Annotated in this window: 20 protein-coding genes and 1 tRNA gene; 10 read left to right on the forward strand and 11 right to left on the reverse strand. The window is 60.1% G+C overall.

Annotated features, from left to right (window positions below):
- Positions 1-40 precede the first annotated feature (40 nt).
- The 3 genes from ACM561_RS02220 to ACM561_RS02230 all read right to left on the reverse strand — a co-directional run bounded on the left by ACM561_RS02220 (position 41) and on the right by ACM561_RS02230 (position 2021).
- The gene (locus tag ACM561_RS02220; RefSeq protein WP_079445466.1) at positions 41-358 is read right to left on the reverse strand and encodes a PilZ domain-containing protein; all 318 of its coding nucleotides are present in this window, start codon (positions 356-358) and stop codon (positions 41-43) included.
- 3 nt (positions 359-361) lie between these two features.
- Positions 362-1495, reverse strand: a complete 1134-nt coding sequence (locus ACM561_RS02225) for a DUF2336 domain-containing protein (RefSeq protein ID WP_425907720.1) — start codon at positions 1493-1495, stop codon at positions 362-364.
- 250 nt (positions 1496-1745) lie between these two features.
- Entirely contained in the window at positions 1746-2021 is a 276-nt protein-coding gene (locus ACM561_RS02230; protein ID WP_425909611.1) for a BolA family protein, read from the reverse strand.
- Positions 2022-2131: 110 nt separating this feature from the next.
- Between ACM561_RS02230 and ACM561_RS02235 the strand changes: the two genes are divergently transcribed.
- Complete coding sequence (locus tag ACM561_RS02235; RefSeq protein ID WP_425907722.1) at positions 2132-2779, forward strand: J domain-containing protein; 648 nt, start codon at positions 2132-2134, stop codon at positions 2777-2779.
- A gap of 41 nt (positions 2780-2820) precedes the next feature.
- Here the strand turns inward: ACM561_RS02235 and ACM561_RS02240 are convergent, their stop codons facing one another.
- Together ACM561_RS02240 and ACM561_RS02245 are read right to left on the reverse strand one after the other, a co-directional pair.
- Positions 2821-3144, reverse strand: coding sequence for a polyhydroxyalkanoic acid system family protein (locus ACM561_RS02240; protein WP_425907724.1), 324 nt, complete (start codon positions 3142-3144; stop codon positions 2821-2823).
- Between the two features lie 178 nt (positions 3145-3322).
- Positions 3323-3982, reverse strand: a complete 660-nt coding sequence (locus ACM561_RS02245) for a DedA family protein (RefSeq protein WP_425907725.1) — start codon at positions 3980-3982, stop codon at positions 3323-3325.
- A 282-nt stretch (positions 3983-4264) separates the two neighbouring features.
- On the opposite strand from ACM561_RS02245, the gene cobS reads away from it, so the two are divergent.
- From cobS to ACM561_RS02260, 3 genes are all read left to right on the forward strand, one after another.
- Positions 4265-5263 carry a cobaltochelatase subunit CobS gene (cobS, locus tag ACM561_RS02250; protein WP_425907727.1) on the forward strand — a complete coding sequence of 333 codons (999 nt, stop codon included), beginning with the start codon at positions 4265-4267 and terminating at the stop codon, positions 5261-5263.
- A gap of 43 nt (positions 5264-5306) precedes the next feature.
- Entirely contained in the window at positions 5307-7214 is a 1908-nt protein-coding gene (cobT, locus tag ACM561_RS02255; RefSeq protein WP_425907729.1) for a cobaltochelatase subunit CobT, read from the forward strand.
- 160 nt (positions 7215-7374) lie between these two features.
- The gene (locus tag ACM561_RS02260) at positions 7375-8445 is read left to right on the forward strand and encodes an esterase-like activity of phytase family protein (RefSeq protein WP_425907730.1); all 1071 of its coding nucleotides are present in this window, start codon (positions 7375-7377) and stop codon (positions 8443-8445) included.
- A 175-nt stretch (positions 8446-8620) separates the two neighbouring features.
- Here ACM561_RS02260 and rpmB read toward each other — a convergent pair whose 3' ends face one another.
- Positions 8621-8914 carry a 50S ribosomal protein L28 gene (rpmB, locus tag ACM561_RS02265; protein ID WP_425907731.1) on the reverse strand — a complete coding sequence of 98 codons (294 nt, stop codon included), beginning with the start codon at positions 8912-8914 and terminating at the stop codon, positions 8621-8623.
- A gap of 553 nt (positions 8915-9467) precedes the next feature.
- Here rpmB and ACM561_RS02270 point away from each other — a divergent pair.
- The 5 genes from ACM561_RS02270 (at position 9468) to ACM561_RS02290 (ending at position 16272) form a co-directional block, all read left to right on the forward strand.
- Entirely contained in the window at positions 9468-10268 is an 801-nt protein-coding gene (locus ACM561_RS02270) for a DUF3108 domain-containing protein (RefSeq protein WP_425907732.1), read from the forward strand.
- Positions 10269-10702: 434 nt separating this feature from the next.
- Complete coding sequence (locus ACM561_RS02275) at positions 10703-14074, forward strand: helicase-related protein (RefSeq protein WP_425907734.1); 3372 nt, start codon at positions 10703-10705, stop codon at positions 14072-14074.
- 147 nt (positions 14075-14221) lie between these two features.
- A complete protein-coding gene (locus tag ACM561_RS02280; RefSeq protein ID WP_425909613.1) occupies positions 14222-14503 on the forward strand; it encodes an RNA-binding S4 domain-containing protein in 282 nt (93 codons plus the stop codon).
- Between the two features lie 167 nt (positions 14504-14670).
- Positions 14671-15009 carry a ferredoxin FdxA gene (fdxA, locus tag ACM561_RS02285; protein WP_079445480.1) on the forward strand — a complete coding sequence of 113 codons (339 nt, stop codon included), beginning with the start codon at positions 14671-14673 and terminating at the stop codon, positions 15007-15009.
- Between the two features lie 411 nt (positions 15010-15420).
- Positions 15421-16272, forward strand: coding sequence for a CarD family transcriptional regulator (locus ACM561_RS02290; RefSeq protein WP_425907735.1), 852 nt, complete (start codon positions 15421-15423; stop codon positions 16270-16272).
- 303 nt (positions 16273-16575) lie between these two features.
- Here ACM561_RS02290 and ACM561_RS02295 read toward each other — a convergent pair whose 3' ends face one another.
- From ACM561_RS02295 to ACM561_RS02310, 4 genes are all read right to left on the reverse strand, one after another.
- The gene (locus tag ACM561_RS02295) at positions 16576-18066 is read right to left on the reverse strand and encodes a M48 family metalloprotease (protein ID WP_079445482.1); all 1491 of its coding nucleotides are present in this window, start codon (positions 18064-18066) and stop codon (positions 16576-16578) included.
- 184 nt (positions 18067-18250) lie between these two features.
- On the reverse strand, positions 18251-18970 hold the full coding sequence (locus tag ACM561_RS02300; protein ID WP_425907737.1) for a thermonuclease family protein: 720 nt from the start codon (positions 18968-18970) through the stop codon (positions 18251-18253).
- Positions 18971-19029: 59 nt separating this feature from the next.
- A complete protein-coding gene (locus ACM561_RS02305; protein WP_079445484.1) occupies positions 19030-19308 on the reverse strand; it encodes a GlsB/YeaQ/YmgE family stress response membrane protein in 279 nt (92 codons plus the stop codon).
- A gap of 96 nt (positions 19309-19404) precedes the next feature.
- Positions 19405-20004 (reverse strand): YidB family protein, encoded by a 600-nt coding sequence (locus tag ACM561_RS02310; RefSeq protein ID WP_425907739.1) that lies wholly within the window; start codon positions 20002-20004, stop codon positions 19405-19407.
- A 360-nt stretch (positions 20005-20364) separates the two neighbouring features.
- Here ACM561_RS02310 and ACM561_RS02315 point away from each other — a divergent pair.
- Positions 20365-20441 (forward strand) — tRNA-Arg (locus ACM561_RS02315).
- Positions 20442-20547: 106 nt separating this feature from the next.
- On the opposite strand, the gene ACM561_RS02320 is transcribed toward ACM561_RS02315, so the two are convergent.
- Positions 20548-21624, reverse strand: a complete 1077-nt coding sequence (locus ACM561_RS02320; protein ID WP_425907740.1) for a S1 family peptidase — start codon at positions 21622-21624, stop codon at positions 20548-20550.

Below are 21624 nucleotides of genomic sequence, written 5' to 3' on the forward strand. Positions count from 1 at the left end.
GTCAAGTCCGAGGACATGCTTCGCTCAAAAACGCGCTATGTCACGAATCGGATTTGGCAAGCGCCCGGCCTTTCTTCTTGTTCGGAACCTTGTCCTCAACGAATTTGACGCCAATCTCGTCGCCATTGACGCGGACGAGCTCACAGCGACGAAAGGCGAGGCCGGTCGATGACAGGAGCAGAAAGAACTCCTTGAGGTTCAATCCTTCGATCGAGTCTTTCACCTGAAGACGCGCGCCGCTGTTGGAGATGTCCAGCATGGTGCATGACCGTTGCCATGTTCCGTCGATTCCCATCATCAGGACGGAATAGCCGGTAGCGAACGTCACCCGGTCGTCTTTCCGATTGCCCCAACTCATGGCTCAGATGTCCGAAATGGCGACCGCCGTGTCCGGCGCATCGGCTTTCCTCGCCGAGCCGCGCGCGGACCAGAACCGGATGGTGCGTTGCGCTGATGACAGAGAGAGCGCGTCGAACACTTCGCGGCCGCTTTCGAATTCCTGCTTGGTCAGAGGACGGCAATGCGGGCGATTGCGAAGGATCATATTGGTCGTTGACCAGTCCAGCCGCGCTGCCTTGCAGGCAACGATCAATCCGTCGGGGCGAGGGTTGGAGATCAGCGGCTCGATTGCTTCGATTCTCACTGAGTTCAACAGCGCGAGCGCGGCAATAATGTGGGTGTACTCACCCTGTATCGCAAACCGGTTGATGGTTTGGTCGCCGAGCTTTCCGGCCCGGTTCAGGGCAAGGACCATCGACTCCGACTCGGCGTAGTTGACCGGGGCCACGCTGGGAGAGGCGATCTGTTCGACCACTGATTGGATCGCGGCTTGAATCTTCGCGCGCATTTCAGGGGGCGCCGCCTTGAGCAGACGCTCTCGCACCGCGGCGCTGGCTCGGGAAAGAAGTTCGCGGAGCACCTTGAGCGGGATGTCCAACCGCAGCCCAAGCTTCTCAGCGAGCGTATCGTCCTTTTCGGAGCTTTCAACCAGGACCGCGTAGCCGGTTTCGGAGAAGCGCGCGCCTGCATTCTTGGCCAGCGTATGGGAGACCCGCGAATCGCCGCGTTTAAGCAGCACGTCGGTCACTCCCTCGCTCAAAGTATCGCGGTGCGATATGGCGAGCAGGTGCTGCGGCCCGCGCAGGCTCGCGATTTCAATCAGGTCGCCATCAGACAGTCTGGTTGATTTTGTCAAAACCGGTACTGCGACTGACTCATCCTGATGATAAGCAAGTTGCCGGACGGTCTCCTTCGGCGCGAGGCTTGACCCCGAAAGGTTCGTGCTGAGTTGCGCCAGCGTGCGCGCCTCCATCTGCTCCATCAGCCGGACGAGAACGTCATCGAAGACGCCGATTTGATTTTCGTTGAGCCGGTCGACATCGGACAGGAACAGGTCGGTGACCTGGCGAAGCATCTGGAGCCGTCGCTCGGATGAGCCGCCCTTCACCGCACTTTCCAGTTCGGCGATGAGCGCCGTCGAGGCTGCTTCGGCCATGGATGATTCCAGCGAGTCGAATCCGAATGCGTTACGCCCTACTGCGTTCGCGTTTTGCCGTAACACGGAGGTAGTCTGCTCCGATGTACTGAAAAGCGGGTTAATATCCGATAAAAGCGCAAGGTGAATTTTGAGCGGCGTGTGCGCTGGCGATGGACACGCTGCTTCGAAGCGGTTCTTGCCGGCCGACTATCCACATCCAGTTGAAACCACCACGAGGGACGGACCTTGCTGTCCCCGTGCCCCGCATTCAGCTTCCCGGTTCGCCCGGTACCGTCGCCCGAATCGCCAGCGCGTGAATGGGTCCGGCCAGTTCCACGGCGAGCAGCGTATTTATCATCCGATGACGCTCGACCCGGCTCTTTCCTTCGAAAGCTCGCGACACAATATGAATACGGAAATGCGTCTCGCCGCCCGGCCGATGGCCGGCGTGACCCTCATGAAGATACGACTCGTCGGCGACATCGAGGCTTTCTGGCGCGAAAGCTTCGTTGAGTTTCTGCGAGATGCTATCCTTCACGCTCATGGCGAGCGACTTAACGCCCATCGTTCGTTTCCGTCAATGGCGCGGACGCCGGACGGAATAAATGCGATGTCAAGACTTGAAGCCTAGAGCATTGCGGTGTCAAACACATCATGCCGATAGATTCGTCGAAATTCTTCGATAGCATCCGCATCAAGCCAAGGGCCGGTGCGAAGCAGCCGCGCGCGCGCGAGGAAGTGGTCGCCTGCGAGTGGCCGGACTGTGAGAGCAGAGGGTCACACCGCGCACCGAAAGGCCGTGGCAACGAGCGCGAGTATTTCCATTTCTGCCTCAATCATGTTCGCGCGTATAACCAGTCCTACAATTTCTTTCAGGGCATGAATGCGGACGCGGTCGCGCGCTATCAGAAGGATGCGCTGACCGGCCACCGCCCGACCTGGAAGATGGGCGCCAACGGCACCAAGGGCAAAGGCAAGGCCGGCGACATCGATCTCGACGGCATGGCCGATCCCTTCAGCGTGTTCGGTGAACTCAATGGCCGCGGAAAATGGCGTCCCGGTCCGGGGTCAGGCTCCGAAGCCAAACCCGAGACGCGCAAGGTATTCAACGCGGAGCGCAAGGCGTTACAAGTATTGGGCCTAGGCGCCGACGCGACGCTCGAAATTGTGAAGGCGAAATACAAGATGCTGGTGAAGCAGCATCATCCCGATGCCAACGGCGGCGATCGCTCGACGGAAGATCGCCTGATCGAGATCATCAAGGCGTACAATTACCTGAAGACGGTCGTGCGCAGCGCGTGAGGCGTCGCCTCGCGCGGGTTCCCATCGAAGGTTGACGCGTGTCAACGTTCATCCGTTTTCTTCTCGAGCATCAGTGTGCCTTTTTTCTCAATCACGCCTTGAATTCCGTGGGCCAGGCGACTGAGCAGCCACGGCAATGTCACTTCGAGACGAACATGGTCCTCGGACACATCCATAATTCCCGACACCTGTTGTTTCATGGCAGTGACGGAAAAAACCAGGCGGTCGCCGCTCCACAGTTCTTCATTGACCTGGATTAACTGGGCGTATTGCGTTCGGGCGCTGCCAAGTCCCGCTTTCATCCGGCGCACCGCTTCGTCCTTGCCGAGGCGGTGTGGAATGGACACCACAAGAGGTTTGGTCATGATCGCTCCAATGATAGCGAGTGGAGTGGATTGACATTCGCAACTCACCTGCTGCGGGCGCGCATTGCGAATGTAAAATCCAAAACTCCACTAGAAGTTTCTAGTTGTAGTGGTCCCGTGTTTCTAATACCCGCAAAAGCGCCTGCTGAACCGGGATGCGAATGTTAGAACCGGACCACTAGCCGGTTCGCTTATCCACAGTGGCAGACAGGTTGCAGCCGCGCCCGCGGTAACGCCACCATGTCCCGGCGCCGATGATCGCGGCAACGACGATCACGGCAGCAATCCAGATCAGTTTGCCGAAATGATGAGGTAGCCCGCCATAATGATGCAGCGCCGATATTGCGAGCGCGCCGGGCAAGATATGCGCGGAAGCCCAGAGCAAGATCGCCGGGATGTTCACGGCAGAAAATAGCAACGGCGGCATCCCCAGCGCGCCGGCTGTCAGCGGCACCAGGGCGCGTACCGGTGCGACGAAGCGGGCAAAGAATACGGCCAGCGTGCCATAACGATTGAAGAAGGTTTTGCTCTGCCCGACGAGGCCGGGATAGCGCGACATCGGCCAGATCCCGAGGATTTCGCGTTCGGATCGATGCCCGATCCAGAACGCGCTGCCGTCGCCGATGACGGCCCCGACGATCGCGGCAAGCATGACTGGTAAAAGTTTCAGTTCGCCGCTGCCGATCAGGGCGCTCATTGCGAGAATGATTGTCGAACCGGGGATAAGCGAGCCGAACACCGGAACGGCCTCGAGCAATGCGGCGAGAAAGACGACGAAATAGGCGAGCCCTGCATGGGCGGCCACGAGGCTGCTCAAATGCGCGATGAAATCGGTCACGAAAGTCCTCGCGCCCCGGCTGACGCCTAGTTTCACCAAATGTCTCCAAGGTCTCCTTGGTTCAAGAGTTCTTCCGGCAAAATTTTGGCTGAGCGGGCCTGATTCGCGGAGCAGTCCTTCAAAATCTGCATTTGGTGCATATCTCGATGATATCCCAATGGAACTTTGATCGTCTGACGGGCTTCTGCCGGCTACTGCTCTCTGCTAAATTTCGCGCGGGCCTCTCATCCGTAGCCATGCGCGTCCTGGTTTCGGGAGCGCCCCCCGAACCTCGGAGGATTGATGACGACCGCCGCCATGACCAAAACCGAAACCTCCGCAGGCCTGCCAGACATGAAGGTGTCGGTGCGGCAGGTGTTCGGAATCGACAGTGATCTCGAGGTTCCCGCCTATTCCGGGACCGATCCACACGTGCCGGATATTGATCCCGATTACCGCTTCGATCGCGCAACCACGCTGGCAATTCTCGCCGGCTTCGCCAAGAACCGCCGTGTCATGGTGACTGGCTATCATGGTACCGGCAAATCAACCCATATCGAGCAGGTGGCGGCGCGGTTGAACTGGCCTTGCGTGCGCGTCAATCTCGACAGTCACATCAGCCGGATCGATCTCGTCGGCAAGGATGCGATCGTGGTCAAGGACGGCAAGCAGGTCACCGAATTCCGCGACGGCATTCTGCCATGGGCCTACCAGAACAATGTGGCGTTGTGCTTCGACGAATACGATGCCGGCCGTCCGGACGTGATGTTCGTGATCCAGCGCGTGCTGGAATCCTCAGGACGCTTGACGCTGCTCGATCAGAGCCGAGTCATTAAGCCACATCCGGCGTTCCGCCTGTTCGCGACTGCGAATACCATCGGTCTCGGCGACACTTCCGGCCTTTATCATGGCACCCAGCAGATCAATCAGGCGCAGATGGACCGCTGGAACATTGTTGCCACGCTGAACTATTTACCGCACGACAACGAGGTCGAGATTGTTCTGGCCAAGGCCCGACGCTATCGCACGCCAGAAGGCCGCGATACTGTCGGTAAAATGGTGAGGTTAGCGGATCTCACGCGTAATGCCTTCGCCAACGGCGATCTCTCCACGGTGATGAGCCCGCGTACCGTCATCACCTGGGCAGAGAACGCCGAGATTTTCGACGATCTGGGCTTTGCCTTTCGCGTTACCTTCCTCAACAAGTGCGACGAACTCGAGCGCCCGCTGGTCGCTGAATTCTACCAGCGCTGCTTCAACGTCGAACTGAGCGAATCCGCGGTCAACGTAGCGTTGAGTTGATTCTGTATACCTCTCCCCGCGCGCGGGTCGAGGGAAAGGCGTTATGAGCACCGCATCACCCAGTAACAAGTTCCGTACCGCGCCGAAGGAAGCGCCGACCGAGCCTTTCAAGCGTGCGGTGACGTCCTGCCTGCGCGCCATCGCCCGACAACCTGAGCTTGAAGTGACGTTTGCCATCGAGCGGCCTGGTCTGTCGCCGGGTAAGGCGCGGCTACCTGAGCCCGGGCGCAAGATGAGCAGGCGCGACGCGGCGATCGTGCGGGGTCATGCGGATTCGATCGCGCTGAAGATCGCCTGCCACGATCCGAAAGTGCACCGCAAGCTGATGCCCGGTAATCCGCAGGCGAAGGGCGTATTCGACGCAGTAGAGCAGGCTCGGGTCGAGGCCATTGGCTCTCGCCGGATGACAGGGGTCGCAAAGAATCTGACTGCGATGCTCGACGATCATTTCCATCGCGGCAAATACGACGAGATCACCGACCGTGCCGACGCGCCGCTATCGGATGCGCTGGCGATGATGGTGCGCGAGCGGCTAACCGGCCTGCCGCCGCCTACCGCTGCGTGCAAGGTGGTCGATCTTTGGCGACCGTTCCTGGAAGACAAGATCGGCACTCGGCTGGATCAGCTCAGCCATTTTACCGAGGACCAGGCGAAGTTCGGCGACCTCGTGCACGACCTGTTGTCGGAGCTCGATCTCGGTGACGACACCAATACTGAGACAGAGAAGGAGGAGAACCAGGACGACAACCGCGAGGGCGAGAACGATCAGTCCGGCGCGGAAGGCTCGCTCGACAGCGAGGCCGCCCAGGAGATGAATGCGGATCAGGCGCAGGATGCGACTGATGAAATGCCGGACGGCGCCATGGAAAGCGCGCAGGCTTCCGCGAGCGATACTTTCGAGGATGGCGACCTTGCTGAGGATGAGATGCCCGGCGAGGCAACGCGGCCCAATGTGAGGGGCGCCAATGAACCGCGCGGCCCGGAATATCACGCTTTCGCGCCAAAATTCGATGAGATCATCGCTGCTGAAGACCTCTGCGATCATGACGAACTGGAGCGGCTGCGTAGCTATCTCGACAAGCAGCTTGCGCACCTGCAGGGCATTGTGGCGCGGCTCGCCAATCGCCTTCAGCGTCGCTTGATGGCGCAACAAAATCGCGCCTGGGAGTTTGATCTGGAAGAAGGCATTCTCGATCCGGCGCGGTTGGCGCGCGTGGTGATCGATCCCTATCAGCCGCTATCGTTCAAGCACGAGAAAGAGGCGACCTTCCGTGATACCGTGGTGACGTTGCTGCTCGACAATTCCGGTTCGATGCGAGGCAGGCCGATCACGGTGGCCGCGACCTGCGCCGATATTCTGGCGCGCACGCTGGAACGATGCGGCGTCAAGGTCGAAATTCTCGGCTTCACGACGCGAGCCTGGAAGGGTGGACAGTCGCGTGAGGCGTGGCTCGCCGCCGGCAAGCCGGTCACGCCGGGGCGGCTCAACGATCTCCGTCATATCATTTATAAAGCCGCCGATGCCCCCTGGCGGCGGGCCCGGAAAAACCTCGGGTTGATGATGCGCGAGGGTCTGCTCAAGGAGAACATCGACGGTGAGGCGCTGGACTGGGCGCATAAGCGGCTGCTGGGCCGTTCCGAGCAGCGTAAAATTTTGATGATGATATCTGACGGTGCACCGGTCGATGATTCCACTCTCTCGGTCAATCCGGGAAATTATCTCGAGCGTCACCTGCGATGGGTGATCGAGGAAATCGAAACCCGATCTCCGGTCGAATTGATTGCCATCGGCATCGGTCACGATGTGACGCGCTATTATCGCCGCGCGGTGACCATCGTGGATGCCGAAGAACTCGGCGGCGCTATTACCGAACAGCTCGCCGAACTGTTCAGCGAGACGCATGATCCGCCGCCGGCGCCAGTGCGCCGCCCGCGCAAGCTGCATTCGTAGTAGCTCGGCGCGCGTTGGTGGCATCCCGCCCGGGACGCAAACGCGTTGCTTCGCAAAAGCGGGGCCATTACACACAGCCGGTGTGCGCAGCGACCCCCGGCGGTGCCAACATGCCGCGGCTGCGTATGGGACGCATCGCCGACAGATCGGTCCTCCGCGAATGGCACCATTGATCGATCGCCGCAGCCTGCTTTTCCTGATGTCAACCGGCCTGCTGTTGACGGACCCCTCCGCGGCCAGCGCGAGATTCGCAACCCACGCGCTTGAACAACCGCCGCCTGACGAGCTTACGCCGCCAGCGGCGGTGTCGATTGCCGTGAACGCCCGTCATGTCGCCTCGTTCGATCTGCGTGATCACTCGCGCACACGCTTCGGATCGCTCGCCTTTCGCAGCGGGCTGATCCTCACCTCCTCGTTTCGCGGCTTCGGAGGGTTGTCGAGCTTGCGGTTGGATTCAAAAGGGCAACAGTTCATTTCCGCCAGCGACAAAGGCACCTGGTTCACCGGCCGCATCGTCTACGGGACGGTCGGTGAGATGGTCGGGCTCGCGGACGTCGAGGCTGCGCCGATGCTAGGACACGATGGCAGGCCGATCACAGCGCGCGGCTGGTTCGATACTGAATCGATCGCGCTCGATGGATCGCTGGTCTATGTCGGCATCGAGCGGGCCAACCGGATCATGCGCTTCGACTTCGACAAGGGATATACCGGCGCGCGGGGAGAAGAGGTCGAAGTGCCGGCGGCAATCCGCGGGCTGTCGTTTAACCGGGGGGTTGAGGCGATGGTGGTCGTTCCACGCGACAGACCGCTCGGCGGCACGCTGATCGCGATCTCCGAACGTGGGCTCGATACGGGTCGCAATATCATCGCGTTCCTGATCGGCGGACCCTCGCCCGGCCGGTTCGCCATCCATCGGACCGAGAATTTCGATGTCAGCGACGCCTGTTTACTGCCTGCGGGGGACCTGTTGATTCTCGAACGCAAATTCTCGCTGACCGGCGGCATCGGTGTTCGCATCCGCCGGATCAAGATCGACGCGATCGCGCCCGGCGCGCTGGTGGATGGCCCCTCGATTTTCGATGCCGATCTCGGACAGGAGATCGACAATTTCGAAGGAATCAGTGCGTTCGTGAACGACAAGGGCGAAGTCGTTCTAACGCTCGTGTCCGATGACAACTTTTCGTTGATCCAGCGCACGCTGCTAATGCAGTTCACGCTGGTCGAGAATTGAAGCGGTGGGAAGGTCAGCGCTCGAGGCGGACAATCGGAGCTGCTGCTACTAGAGGCGTTTCCGAGCGAAGCATGTCCTCGGGCTTGACCTGAGGATTATGACCTGTTCGCGTGAAGAAACACGTTAGATTAAAATCATGAGCCTCGCTTCTGATTCCGTCAGAAGCGGAAAGGCTCTAGCTGGCCTTGGCGGTCTGCTTCTTTTGGATCTGGCGCTTGATCTCGACCGCTTTCGGTGAAAGCTCTGAGTCCTTCGCCTTCAATAAAAAGGCATCGAAACCGCCGCGATGGTCCACGCTCCTCAGGGCATGGGTCGACACCCGGAACCGGAGCGAACTAGCCAGAGTTTCTGACACAAAGGTGACGTTCACCAAGTTCGGCAGGAAGCGCCGCTTGGTCTTGATGTTGGAATGGCTGACCCTGTGGCCCACCAAAGGAGCCTTGGCCGTCAGTTCGCAGCGCCGGGACATACGAAAATCCTCTGTCGTCCCCGGCATCTGCTTTCAAGGCGGGCTCGGGGTTCGAAATCGTGTCCATTTTAGGAACGCCGGACGTATAGGGGGACAGCAGCAGGGCGTCAAGGCGTCGGGACCGAACTCGGCTTATTTGCGCTCATGAACCCCATCCGTCTCATTATTCCGGCCGGATTTCTGCGCGCGTTGCCTGCATCGTGTCCTGCATCATATAAAGGGCGCAATCCGTATCGACGGATGGCCATCGACCACGGTGTTGCAGAGGAGGCCGAGATTTGTCAGGGCCCGAAGCGGTAATCCCGAGCCGACCCTGTTTTTTCACGTGTTCGCAGATGTGCCGGGCTGGGTTCCCTCGGTGGCTTCTGCTTAGATGAGGATTCAACGGTCGTTACAACCGGCGATAGTCTGCAGGCTTGGGAAAGCCAAGTCTGTTGGAATATTCGGGACCAGACGGAGACATGCAGGGCCACCCGTTGTGAGCTTATGCCGGACGACGTTGCTCCGATGGATTCTTTGTTCAATTTGGCAACTGGCCGGCGTGCCGTTTGCCATGTTTGCCGCGATGTTGACGGTAGCGGCGCCGGTGGCGGCGCAGGGCAAGCTTGAGGCTCGCTATGACGTCACCTTGGCGGGGATTCTCGTCGGCACCGGCGCCTGGACAGTCGATATCCTCGACGATCAGTATTCGGCCGCGGCAAGCGGGGGCGCCACGGGGCTTCTTAAGGCGCTTGCCCACGGGACCGGCACGGGCTCCTCGCAGGGCCGCATCGTCAACGGCGCGTTGATTCCCGCGAGCTATATTGCGACCATCTCGTCCTCCAAGAAATCCGAGACCATTCGCATGTCGCTGGCGGGCGGCAATGTAAAGGATTTCGTCATCGAGCCGACCCCACCGGTCGACCCCAAGCGCATTCCGGTCAACGATGCGCACAAGCGCGGTGTGTTCGATCCAATGAGCGCAACGCTGCTGCGGGCTCCCGGCACTACCGACCCGCTCGGCCCCAGCGCCTGTCATGCCTCGACCGGGATATTCGACGGCCGCATGCGCTACGACCTGCGCCTCGACTTCAAGCGCATGGACATGGTGAAGTCGGGAAAAGGCTATCAAGGCCCGGTCGTGGTCTGTGCGATCTTTTTTTCGCCGATCGCTGGCTACGTCCCGGACCGCTTCGCGATCAAATATCTTGCCGCCGAGCGCAATATGGAGGTCTGGCTGGCGCCGATCGCCGGCACACGCGTGCTCGTACCCTATCGTCTGACGATTCCAACGCCGCTAGGCACGGGCAAGCTGGAGGCGACAGAGTTCCACACGACTGCCATACCGCCGCAGACGGCAGCTAAAACCCGGTAGGAGTGGGCACTGCGCGGGACCGGCGACAGGTCGTTTCGTTTCAAGAGAATCCTGTTGACTCCTGCTGTTGAATTCATGCGTCCATGGATTCATAAACGAAGAGAAATTGCTGCTCTTGTTAAGCGGCGCAGAACTTGATCTAGTTTCCATAGGTCCATTCAAACACGAGATGTTGCGGTGAACGAAGCCAGATAGATCAGGAGTCAGCGATTCGGGCGCGATTCGTTCCGGACTCGTTCCAAAGCTTAAGCTGCGGCTCGGCATGCGTCGCATTGTGAAACACATCCGATCCCGTGGTGCGGTTGCGTCCCCTCCAAGCAGGGTGCCTACGCAAATGTTGGGATCGATCGAGCCAGGCCAATAGCCTCCAGTGGAGCTTTGGATTTGACATTCGCCTTCCCGCTCCGCTAGCGCCGCAAAAGCCCTCGGAAAATATGGCCTTTTCAGCTTCGATATTTCCGCCCGGCAACGGTCGCGCGCCCGGCGCGGGCGTGACGGCAGTGCTCGGTCCGACCAACACTGGCAAGACCCATTTGGCCATCGAGCGGATGCTGGCGCATTCCTCCGGCATTATCGGCCTGCCGCTGCGACTGCTCGCTCGCGAGATCTACAACAAGATTGTCGACCGCGCCGGGGCGGATTCCGTCGCCCTGGTCACCGGTGAGGAGAAGATCAAGCCGGCCCGCCCGCGCTTTTGGGTCTCGACCGTCGAAGCGATGCCGCGCGATCTTGACGTGTCTTTCCTCGCCATCGATGAAATCCAGATCGCGGCCGACCTTGAAAGGGGCCATGTTTTCACCGACCGCCTGCTACGCCGGCGTGGCCGCGACGAGACGTTGCTGCTCGGTGCAGCCACCATGCGCCCGATCGTCGAGCGGCTTTTGCCTGGCGCGAGTATCGTCACGCGCCCGCGGCTATCCCAGCTTGAATTCGCCGGCGACCGCAAGATCACCCGGCAGCCTCGCCGCACTGCGATCGTCGCCTTCTCGGCGGACGAGGTTTACGCCATTGCCGAACTGATCCGACGCCAACACGGTGGGGCAGCGGTGGTGTTGGGATCGCTTAGCCCGCGCACCCGTAATGCGCAGGTTGCGATGTTCCAATCCGGTGACGTCGATTATCTGGTCGCCACCGACGCGGTCGGCATGGGTCTCAATCTTGACGTCGATCACGTTGCCTTCGCTTCGGACCGTAAATACGACGGCTACCAGTTTCGCCGGCTCACGCCGGCTGAGTTCGCGCAGATTGCTGGCCGCGCCGGCCGCGCCACTCGCAACGGCACCTTCGGCACCACCGGACGCTGTGCGCCGTTCGAGCCCGAACTCGTGGACGCGCTGCAGAACCACACTTTTGAGGCCGTCAGAACGCTGCAGTGGCGCAATTCCGATCTCGATTTTTCTTCGCTCGGCGGGTTGCAAGTCTCGCTGGCGCTGATTCCCTCGCACGAGGCGCTGACCCGCGCGCCGATCGCCGAAGATTTGCGGGTGCTCGATCACGCGGCGCGCGACGTCGAGGTGCGCGCCATGGCGCAAAGCGCGGCTGCGGTGGAGCGGCTGTGGGACGCTTGCCAAATCCCGGATTATCGCAAGATCGCGCCGGCGGCTCACGCCGAACTGGTGACGACACTGTTTGGCTTTCTGATGCGTGAAGGCAAGATTCCTGACGACTGGTTCGCGGCCCAGGTCGCGCAGGCCGATCGTGCCGACGGGGATATCGATACCTTGTCGGGACGGATCGCGCAGATCCGGACCTGGACTTTCGTGGCAAATCGCCCGGACTGGCTGGCTGATCCCGGGCACTGGCAGGCAATTTCGCGAGAGGTCGAAAATAAATTGTCCGATGCGCTGCACCAAAGGCTTACGGAGCGTTTCGTTGACCGCCGGACCAGTGTATTGATGCGCCGCCTGCGGGAAAACACGATGTTGGATACGGAAATCGGCAAGACGGGTGAGGTGATCGTTGAGGGCCATGTGATCGGCCGTCTTGACGGATTTACGTTTGCGCCGGATGCGGCGGAGGCGGGTTCCGAAGCCAAGGCCTTGCAGGCGATCGCGCAAAAGGCGCTAGCTGGCGAAATCGAGGCGCGCGCGGAGAAATTGTCGGGGGCGGCGGACGACCAGTTTGTGCTGACCTCGGATGGCACCATTCGCTGGACGGGAGACGCGGTGGCGCGACTGGTGGCTGCAGACGACGCGCTGCATCCGCGGCTGCGGATCATTTCCGACGAGCGGCTGACCGGAGCGCCGCGCGAGGCGGTGCAAGCCAGGCTCGACCTATGGTTGAAAACCCATATCGAGAAGCTTCTCGGGCCGCTATTCGAGTTGTCTAAAGCGGAGGATATCACCGGTATCGCACGCGGCATTGCCTTCCAGTTGATCGAGGCGCTCGGCGTGCTGGAGCGGCAAAAGGTCGCTGCGGAACTAAAGGATCTCGATCAGCCGTCGCGCTCGTCCTTGCGCAAGTACGGGGTGCGTTTCGGCGCTTACCATATCTATTTCCCCTTGCTTTTGAAGCCGGCTGCGCGGTCGCTGGCCTCACTGTTGTGGGCGCTGAAGCAGGAGAATGCCGACCTTTCGGCGCTGTCCAGCGCGCAGCATCTCGCAAGCAGTGGCCGCACTTCGTTCCCGGCGGACAAGCTGCTCGATCGCGACGCCTATCGCGCCCTCGGCTATCGGCAATGTGGCGGACGCGCCGTCCGCGTCGATATTCTCGAAAGGCTTGCCGACCTGATCCGCCCGGCGCTGTCCTGGCGGGAAGGGGCGCCCGGCGAAAAGCCTGCCGGCGCATTCGATGGCCGCGGGTTTGTTGTGACGCAGGCCATGACGTCGCTCGCAGGCACTGCTGGTGAGGATTTCGCCTCCATCTTGAGCGCCCTCGGCTATCGCATGGAGCGGTGTCCGGTACCGCCACCTGCGACGGAGAGTGGTCCTGTGACGGGGATCACCGCGGAAACGGTTTCTGGCGGAGTACCGGAAAGCGCGTCGCAGCAAGCGGCTGCGATCGGTGGCGTGCTTGAGGGGCAGGAGCCTGTTTCCGACCGCGCGGATACAGCCGATATCCGGCCTGTTGAACCGGAGACTGCGGGGGATGCAGATTCATCCGGAGTTGCGGCAACGGCCGTCGAAGCGGCGACTGAAGTTGCCGAGGAGTCGTCTGCGGCATTCTCAGCCGTCGGGGCCTCGGCGGCTTCCAACGCCGGCGAGGCGGCCATCAACAATGGTGTGCCGACTGATTCCGCGCCCGTTGTTGCCGGGAGCACAATCGAAGGCGATGCGGTCTCCGCCGAGATCGCCGTGAATGTTGCGACACCGGCTGAGGCGGACGGCGCGCCGGCGATGATTGAGGTCTGGCGGCCCGGCGGTCGGTCCGTCGATCGGCGTCCGCGCCACGATCGCAATCGGCATCGCCGGCAACAGGCGCGGCCGGATGGCCCGCAGCCGGCAACCGCTGACAAAGAGACGTCCGAGGGAGCGCAAGGGCGCGAGCGGTATAGGCGAGGCCGGCGTGGACAGTCTGCCGGTGGGGCAGCCGAAAGCGCGCCCGCGGGGAACGAGAGGGAATCGCGTGAAGGCAAGGGGGGGCGTCCGCGCGAGCGCTTCAAAGACAAGGGTCGGGACAGGGACCAGGACAAGGGTGGGGTTCAGGGTTCCCGCAAGGGCGGTCGCGAGGGGCGCTCCGACGCCGGACCCTCGCATCGTCCCTACGCCAGCAGCGCGCCGCGCGAGCGCGAGCAGTCGATAGATCCGAACTCGCCGTTTGCCAAACTGGCCGCACTCAAAGAGCAGCTTGCCGGCCGCAAGGATTGAACGATCGGTCCTGAGAGCATGTCCGGCTGAGTGGAATCCGGATGCTCTCAATCAATAACTTGCGCGTATTCTGATCGCAAAACCGGTAATTACTTTTACGGAACACATGCTAGCGGCGTAGTTTCGCGATTGGAGTGACCGGGTGTGTTGGAGCGCCAGCGTCTCGATAAATGGTTGTGGCATGCGCGGATGGTCAAAGCCCGTACCCAAGCTGCTGCGCTGGTCGAAGCCGGCCATGTTCGTGTCAACGGCATACGGGAGAAATCCCCCGGTCACTCCCTCAAAATGTCTGACGTGCTCACGATCAGACTGGAGCGAGGCATCCGTATCCTTAAGGTCACGGGATTTGCCGAACGGCGAGGCGGTTCGACCGCAGCACGAACCCTTTATGACGACATGTCGGATGTTTCCGGCGGAGCTGATGGCTAGATTGTGATTCAGCTGCACCCGCGCGTGCGACCGTCGTCGTCCGTTTCGATCCGGTTCCTCAGTCGCGGTTCATGGATAACTTACGCCCGTTGAGCGGTTCCCCCGCTTGCGGCAGTGCTATTCCTGCGCTACCCCAGCCTGCAAAACTGAGCGTGCCGGAGCCTTGGATGACTTACGTCGTCAACGATGCCTGTATCAAATGCAAATATACCGATTGCGTTGAAGTCTGCCCTGTCGATTGCTTTTACGAAGGCGAGAACATGCTCGTCATTCATCCGGATGAGTGCATCGATTGCGGTGTTTGCGAACCGGAATGCCCCGCCGAAGCGATAAAGCCGGACAGTGAGCCGGGGCTCGAGAAGTGGCTTGAAGTCAATGCCGAATACGCCAAGAGCTGGCCAAACATCACGCAGAAGAAGGAGGCTCCGCCGGACGCCAAGGAATTTGAGGGCCAGAATGGCAAATTTGAGAAATATTTTTCTTCAAATCCCGGTGCAGGGGACTGAGTCTTTCCGGCGTGTTTTACGCGTCTGATTTTGGGCAGGCGTTTACTGGCCACTATTTACCTTTTTGCGACCAGAAGCGCCGGAGGTCCCGCCAGAGTGCGGGCGGGCGAGCATAAATCATTGATTTTCGCAGAAAATGTGCTAAACTGAGCGGGTTTTCGAATTCGACGATGCTTTTACCTGCTTATGGGTCCGGAAGGGCTCTGGCGTGAACATCCAGGAAGGCGTGGGAATACCCGCGCGCAGGCTGTGTCACAGAAAACACGCAACAAAAATAAAAAAACGAACTCGAGGGCCTCTACCCCTCACCGCGGTGCAGCAAAAGCTCGTACCCGGACTGCTGCCCCGATCACCCGAACGACGGCTGCCAAGGGTTCGGCCGGAAAATCCTCAAGAAATAAAAGAGGCGAAATGCCAAGCAAGACCGCCAGGATGTCCGCTAAGACCGCTGCTTCGAAGACCGCTGCTTCGAAGACCGCTGCTTCGAAAGCCGGTTCGAAGACGATTGCTTCGAAGACCGCGTCTGCTTCGAAGGTAGGTTCAAGGACCTCTGTCAAGCCGACTGTAAAGTCCGCTGCAAAAGCAACCATGGCCAATAAGCCTGCGGTCAATACGCCTGCAGTGAAGTCTGTTGCAAGGGCTGCCGCACACGTCGAGGAGCCGAAGAAGGTTCTGACCCAGCGCCAAGGGTTCAAGACCAACGAGTTTGTGGTCTATCCGGCGCATGGTGTCGGCCAGATTTTGGCGATCGAAGAACAGGAGATTGCCGGAGCCAAGCTCGAACTGTTCGTCATCAATTTCATCAAGGACAAGATGACACTGCGGGTGCCGACGGCGAAGATTGCCAATGTTGGCATGCGTAAGCTGTCCGAGCCTGGTCTGGTCAAGCGGGCGCTCGAAACCTTGAAGGGCCGCGCGCGCATCAAACGCACCATGTGGTCGCGGCGGGCGCAGGAGTATGAAGCGAAGATCAATTCCGGGGACATTGTTGCGATCGCCGAAGTGGTCCGCGACCTCTATCGGTCGGAATCTCAGCCCGAGCAGTCCTACAGCGAACGTCAGCTCTACGAGGCCGCGCTTGATCGTCTGTCGCGCGAGATCGCGGTCGTTCAGCACGTCACGGAGACCGAAGCAGTCAAGGAGATCGAGGGGCAACTGGCCAAGAGTCCCCGCCGCGGTGCCAAGGCGGAGATGGACGCCGAGGCCGACGGCGACATGGAAGCCGATGGCGATGATGCTGCGGTTGCCGACGAAGCTGCGTAACCGGGTTCTGGTGAACCAAGACAAACAAAAAGCCCGGCCGAGAGGCCGGGCTTTTTGCTGTGTGCTGTTCTGATTCCGTCAAGCGCGTATCTTCGTTTGCTCTCAAGCACCCTTACTCCGCTTGCGCCTGCGGATTGGCAATGCGCGTTTAAAAAGTTGGAGAGGTCAGTGCGAGAAATTGCCTGCGCGAGCCGGCTTTGGCGGATTTCGGCCTGAAGTGAGAGGACGGCTCTCGCAAGCGCGAGCGAAGCGTCAAGGGATTCCGTGCTAGTTTAAACCTGTCCTGATGCGCGGTGCTTCGCGTCACTCCACCACGATCTTGACTCGGCTGCGGACACTGACTTGGGCGCGCGGATCGAGGCCATTGACGACGCGAAAACGCTCGGCGGGATGATCGACGCCTGCCATGCGGTGTGACAGCGATTCCACGGTATCGCCCGGCTGTACGGTGATCACCTTGATTCGCAGCGGTCGTGCTGCCTGAATCTCGTCCAGCGACAGACGGCGGAAGGAGGCGACCGTTTCACGCGCGTTGCGTTCGCTTTCCGTTGTCTTACGACGGGTGGCGAAAATGAAGCGATAGACGTCGCTGCCGAAGCGCAAGGCATAAATCCGGAACTGCCATTCCTCGCCGCTGGCAACCGCTGATGCCGCGGGAAAGCCGTTGATAGTTAGTTCCTCGGTCGATGCCTTGTTGACGTTCTCCATCCACCCGGAGTTGAGATACTCGGTAAGCTTCTGTTCCGCGGGCACCCGGACGACGTCGAAGCGCATGGCCTGACTGCCGCCCTCGCGAACGCCGATCACTGCCTGAGCCGTATTGTCGAGTACGAAACCTTCTGGCGCCTGAAACGTAAAGCCGAGCTTTGGATGCAGGAAACGCCGGCCACGAACGAACCCCTCACTCGGATCCTCGCCGTAGACAACGTTGTCGATCGCGTCGAGGTAAGTCTCGCGGTCTCGTTCGCCTTGCGCGGGAGCACTGTATTGCCGCGCATTGACCTGTGCGTTCTGGACGCGCTCTGGCGTTGCGGGATGCGACGACAGGAAGTCCTGCGAGCGCGGGTCCAACGAGGGCTTGCCGGCCTTGAGCGCCGCATTGCGTTCCATTGCCGTCAGGAAGCGCGCTGCGCCATAAGGGTCAAAATGGGCCCGCGCGGAAATCCCGACGCCGATGCCGTCGGCTTCGAATTCCTGGGTGCGCGAAAAGCTTGCGAGCGTCAGCTTGGATTTGGCGAGCGCCAGCGCCGTCAGATCCGGGTCGGTCCCCATTTCGGTGACGACGTGGCTGACGAGGGCGGCCTGCCGCGCCTGGTCTTCGCGGATGGTGGCGTGCTTGGCCAGAACATGCGCCATCTCGTGCGACAGCACCGAGGACAATTCCGAGGTGTCGTTGGCCAGCGCCATCAGGCCGCGTGTCACGTAAAGCTGGCCGGTTGGCAGCGCGAAGGCGTTCACCGCGCCTGAATTGAGGATCGTGACCTTGTAGGTGAGGTCGGGCCGCTCGGACGCCGCCACAAGCCGCTCGACCGTTTTGTTGATCAGCGCTTCGAGTTTGGGATCGTCATACGCTCCGCCGTAAGAGGCGAGGATGCGCTCGTGCTCGCGGTCGGACGCTGGAGTATGGGTCGCGGCCCGCGCGGGCTTTATCGGTTTGACGGATGAGGGAGAGTCGGTCTGGAACCGGGTCATGTCGCCGCATCCACTGAGGGCAAGCGCCGCGCAGAGCAGCACGACAGGCGCAGCCAAAAGGCGGCTCACTCCTGTCCCGCGCCATACTGGGCTCGCCGTCATGGTCGCAACGTCTCCCTCGGACTGAAGTTTCGATTTCAGAAGTCGCAATCTGTCAGCAAATCTGACGGCAAATGCTGACACTCGACCGCCGCATCTTGTATGTCCAGCGTAGGCCCGGTTGGCTCCGGCAGAACACCGAGCCCTCTAGTCGCCGGCCACTTCGATCTGCCCAACCCGGAGCACCTCAATCCGCGGTCCTCCCCGCCGTTCGACCCAGCCGCGGACCCCGAACCCGCCGATGCTCGAAAGACGTCGGCACTACGCCTGCCGCCTCGAAGGATGGCAGTATGCGCCTTGAAATAGTCGCAGCAAAGTCTCGTGTCCAGCGTGGGCCGAAGTTGAGATATATAGTGCCGCCGGCCTGCCTGACAGACCGGACGTAGCCTTCCACGATGGTGAACTGTCCAATACGCGCCAAAATATCGCCCGGACGTTCGGCGTTTTTGACCACGGACGATTCTGCCCAGGTTCCACGTCGGGCCTGTCGCGCCGCCGTTTCCGCAGCCGTAAGTTCCGCCGCGCACGCCCTGTCGGTGACGTCGGCAGACACAAGTGCGTCGCCGCGTGCCAGAAGATCGCTTTGGACCGAACTGGCGGATGGCCCAAGATATATGAAGGCGGTTTGCCGGCCATAGCGATCCGGATCGTCGCGCTCTCCGCGCAGGGTCACGCGCCGACCGATCAGCCCTGCGAGTGCTGGCTGGCGATTGGCGGCCTCCCCCGCGACCACTTCGACGCCTGCGAGGCGCACCTCACGGCCATCATCGAGACGGAGCGTCCGCGGGTCAATGACGGCGTTCACGACGCCGTCATTCTGAATGACCGGTTGGCAACCGTCGGCGAGTGTCGGCGCTGCGCTGAACAACATTCCACAGACCACCAATCCGAGCAGAATATTGCACATGCCAGAAGGCTTGGCCGTGGCCTGACCGCGCCTCAAGACGTTACCCGAGGACGAGGTTGCTATTTCGATCCAGGACCGGAAATCGCGCCGCGCGCGACCAACCTGTTCCAGATGAACAGCACCACAATCGCACCGATGGTTGAGGTGATGAAGCCTGCGCCCTGATCGGGGCTGTAGTGACCGATTGACTGCCCGATGAAGGTGGCTAGGAACGCACCGCCAATGCCGAGCGCCGTGGTGAGGATGAATCCGCTCGGATTGTTCGGGCCGGGCGATAAGAACTTTGCGATAACGCCGGCGATAAAGCCGACCAGAATGATCCAGAGAATGCCGCTCATGATGAAAGTCCTTCCTCAGAATGATATCGTGACATTGAAGTCTCCGCGCGATCGGCCGGTTCAGGAGGCTGATCCTGTAGTGGGTAGGCAATTTCATCAAAGCATCCGTGATAGCTCATTCTCGGTCGGAAGGCGCCCGTCGGGCGTCAGATGGTTCACGACCTCGGGCAGGTGCTGACTCAAGCCGACGAGCAACTCTTGCCGGGACAGGCCGGTCTGCGCTGCCAGGGTGTTGATCTGGTCGGCGCCCAGCGCGTCGGCGAGGTCGCGTGGCGCGATCTGCTTGTTCGGCCCCGGACTAACCCAGGAATTTGCAGTCTCGCCATGGCCTTTGTTCTGAAGCTGGTTCAGCAGGTCGCCGAGACCGCCGCTCAGAATACTTCCGGCCGCACCGCCCGCCAGCAGACCACCAAGCCCGCCCTTGAGCAGGTCACTAAGGCCGCCTCCGCTGCCGGGCAGACCAGCATTGACCGTGCCTCCGGGTGGGCCCGCATTGATCGTGCTTCTGGGCGCGGGAGCCGGCGGCGCGGACGGGCTGCCTCCAGATCCGGTGAGATGTTTCAGCGCCTTGTAGCCCAGCACAGCGAGGATCGCCATTGTTAGCGGCGACATGCCGCTGCTTTCGCTTTCCTTATTGGGCTCGCTTGGACCGCGCGGGCCGTTCTGCATTCCGTTGAGGACGTCGAGCAAACCCATGATCATCTCCTGTTGCGATCCAGCCCCGCGGCAAAAAAGATAAGATTGCCATATGACAGTCACAAGGCATTTTTGGCGGACGAGAAGAGGCTGCCGCTTCATTCTGCAAGCGAAACGAGAGTGGCTGGGGGGATGAATGGCGGATCCTGGGAAAAGCGCTCGACGAGCGCAACAGGTCGCCGTGTTCTTTTTAGGACGCCTTCCTTATGAAATGGCGAGCCGTACCGGTAGTGCATGTTGGCGAGACATCCGGTCCGGTTGGGGTGGGTCGCGCGACGGCACCAGCCTCTTGAATCGGCAATACGATTCGGCTTGCCCGAGGCGCTGATGTGCCGGATAAGTGGCAGGGTTCGGCGTACAGTCCCGGTAGCTCAGCTGGATAGAGCACAGGTTTCCTAAACCTGGGGTCAGGGGTTCGACTCCCTTCCGGGACGCCATTGCTAGAATTTGGCATTGAATTAACTCGTAATTTTTTGCGATTTGTCCCACTTCGCTTTGTGGTGGGACAGTGTTTGATCATCAACCGTTCTTCGCGGCACATGATCAAAGGTCACTTCCCATCATTTGAGCCATTCCCTCGTTTCCATCCCGTATCGTTTGGAGAAGGCTTTTTCCGTTTGCCAAAGGCAAACCCATCATCGGAGCTATCAGACCGCCGCTCGCGCGTTTTTCATCTTGCCAGCTTCGGCTAACGACTCCTTTGGTGATAATGCCCGACCCAACAAGGATTGGCGCGCCGCTCATCTTTCCAGGTATTTTGGCGTCGAATTCAAAGCATGGCCCCGGCGTTGTCGCTTCCTTCTTTGTGATATTATCTGGATAGATGTTCGTAACGGAGCCTACCGACACCACTAATGACGGCTGATAAGTCGCGATCTCGCGAAACTGGATATTCTTCATCTCGGCGTACCCGATTGCGACTGCGCGATCGCCGATTTTTAAATTATGCTGACTGATGTTGAGCGGTTGGTATGAGTCCCCAACTTGATTTTCGGAGAGCTTGCAAACCGCGATGTCGAGATCGAGTTTGTACTCTGGCTTCATGTGAAACAAAGGTCCGATGACTTCTTGTCCCCAATGATAGGCCCATTCGATGGGCGCAATGAATGAGTTTGCGGCGCGCATTTCATCTGGCACGTTGAATATATCAGGAGGGCAGTTTCTCATGGCTGGATTGGCAGGAAGCAACGCTCCCATATGCAACGACTTGTCGAACCTAAAAGCGTTATCGCCGATTTTGGTATGCTCGGCGTAGCTGTCATCTATTGGGTCCCTGATGACATGAGCTGCTGTCAGTAGAAGGCCAGAGGCGCTTATGAAAAAGCCGGTTCCAATACAGCGCATCCCATGATCGCCATCGTTCCAAGCGACGATTGGAACGATGCTTTGTCGAATTAAATATTCAGTCAGGCCAAATGTTGCGAAGAAATCTTGCATTACCGGCCCCGGCCGATCCGTGAGCAAGAGCATTTCGTCTTTAATTTTGAAATAATTGGCCTCAAAGCCCTCGCGTGGCTTTAAGTCGATTCCCTTCATGCCATGTAGAGCCCAGACTCCATTCGCGTTCTTCGTCCAGAGTGATTTTAGTATCCCTATCGGATCGTTTTGATCTTTCTTCAT

Source organism: Nitrobacter sp. TKz-YC02, assembly GCF_049852135.1.
Taxonomy (GTDB): Bacteria; Pseudomonadota; Alphaproteobacteria; order Rhizobiales; family Xanthobacteraceae; genus Nitrobacter; species Nitrobacter vulgaris.